The organism is Rhodoblastus sp. (assembly GCF_041915505.1).
GTDB lineage: Bacteria > Pseudomonadota > Alphaproteobacteria > Rhizobiales > Beijerinckiaceae > Rhodoblastus.
Window position 1 is genome coordinate 1 of sequence record NZ_JAYSBG010000511.1, and the last position, 1,737, is coordinate 1,737.

The following is a 1,737-nucleotide window of genomic DNA, read 5'->3' on the forward strand; positions in this document are numbered from 1 at the left end:
GAACCGGGCGAGGCCGAGGCTGACGATGACAACGTGATAGTCCTGCTCCGTGGCGCGGAACAAGGCTTCATGGGCGTCAATATTGACATCGACGTCATAGGCCGGGCGCAGGGAGGCGCAAATCTTCTGCGACGAATTGCTGCGGTCGTCGACCAGCAGGATGCGGCCGCCGAGGCCGTCGTCGAGCGAATGGCGGACCGCCTCGGTCACGCCGAGATGGGCGGAGGTCGCCGCGCGGTTGCGCAATTCGTCGAGCACGAATTTCAAGCGGGTGAGCGAGCGCACGCGCGCGATCAGCGCGATCTCGTCGATCGGCTTGGTCAGGAAGTCGTCGGCGCCGGCTTCGAGGCCGCGCACGCGGTCGGCGGTCTGGTCGAGCGCGGTCACCATCACCACCGGCAGGTGCAGGGTCGCGGGATTGCCCTTGATCTTGCGGCAGACCTCGAAACCGTCCATGCCCGGCATCATGACGTCGAGCAGGACGATGTCGCAGGCGCCCTTCTCGCAGATCTTCAGCGCTTCCGGCCCGTTGGTGGCGGTGATCACGTCGAAATATTCCGCTGTAAGCCGCGCTTCCAGCAGTTTCAGATTGGGGAGAAGATCGTCAACCACCAGCACGCGGGCCGTCATGGGCCGGTCCTTTCAATGCGCTCCGGTTCCGCCAGACTCAGTTATCGCCAATGTAATTGCGAACCGTTTCCAAAAATTTCACCACCGAGATCGGTTTTGACAGATAGGCCTCGCAGCCGCCCTGGCGGATCTTTTCCTCATCGCCCTTCATGGCGAAAGCGGTGATGGCGATGATCGGAATATGGGCGAGGTCGGGATCGTCCTTGAGCCATTGGGTGACCTGCAGGCCGGAGACCTCCGGCAGCTGGATGTCCATCAGGATCAGGTCCGGGTGGTGGTTGCGCGCGAGGCCGACGGCTTCGACCCCGCTCTTGGTCTGAACCGTCGCATAGCCGTGGGCCTCCAACAGATCGTTGAAGAGCTTCATGTTCAGCTCATTGTCCTCGACGATCAGCACCGTTTTCGTCATTGCGCCCCGCAGGTTCCGGCGAGCCGCGACGGCGCGGCCAATCCTCTCAGTTCTATCCGACATAAATTGACGAATGGGTAATTTGAGCGGAACTTATCCTCGCTATTTCGCCGACAGGACTTTTCTTCTTGACCCCGCCTTCTTCCGGATACGTCCCCTCCCGGCCGCTGGCCCGCGATGAGGCCGAACAGCTCGCGATCGCGGGCCTGAGCTATCTCGCCGGCGACCCCGAACGCTTGTCGCGCTTTCTCGCTCTGTCGGGCCTCGATATCGCCCATTTGCGCGCGGCGGCCGCCGAGCCGGGCTTTCTCGGCGGGGTGATGGCGTTCATCGTCGCGGACGAGCGGACCCTGATGGATTTCGCGGCGGCGGGCGGCTTTGCGCCGGAACGGATCGCCGCCGCCCATCGCGCCCTCAATCCGGATATCGCCGATCCGGGATGAATTCGCGCGGCGATGCGCGCCAATCCGGCGGATTGATGGCGGCTGCGACGATTTTTGTTGGCCTCGGCAGTGGCAATGCGCGTTAATCGTGATTAGAACGGCGCTGCAAAAGGCGCGGCCTGCGGCGCCGGATACGGGAATTTTGCAATGGTCAAGGTCGTCTATGTCAGCTCCAACGGCGAGAAGCGCGAGGCGGAAGCCGAGCCGGGCATGACGGTGATGGAGACGGCGGTCAAGATCGGCATAGACGAGATC

Annotated in this window: 3 protein-coding genes; 1 reads left to right on the forward strand and 2 read right to left on the reverse strand. The window is 62.9% G+C overall.

Annotation, left to right across the window (positions count from 1 at the left end; translation table 11 throughout):
* Together ACE3S9_RS19250 and ACE3S9_RS19255 are read right to left on the reverse strand one after the other, a co-directional pair.
* Nucleotides 1-630: response regulator (locus tag ACE3S9_RS19250; protein WP_374548087.1), on the reverse strand; the 630-nt coding region annotated here is incomplete at its 3' end.
* Between the two features lie 37 nt (nucleotides 631-667).
* Nucleotides 668-1,039 (reverse strand): response regulator, encoded by a 372-nt coding sequence (locus ACE3S9_RS19255; RefSeq protein ID WP_374548088.1) that lies wholly within the window; start codon nucleotides 1,037-1,039, stop codon nucleotides 668-670.
* Between the two features lie 128 nt (nucleotides 1,040-1,167).
* On the opposite strand from ACE3S9_RS19255, the gene ACE3S9_RS19260 reads away from it, so the two are divergent.
* Nucleotides 1,168-1,482 (forward strand): DUF3572 domain-containing protein, encoded by a 315-nt coding sequence (locus ACE3S9_RS19260; protein WP_374548089.1) that lies wholly within the window; start codon nucleotides 1,168-1,170, stop codon nucleotides 1,480-1,482.
* The last annotated feature ends 255 nt before the right edge of the window (nucleotides 1,483-1,737 follow it).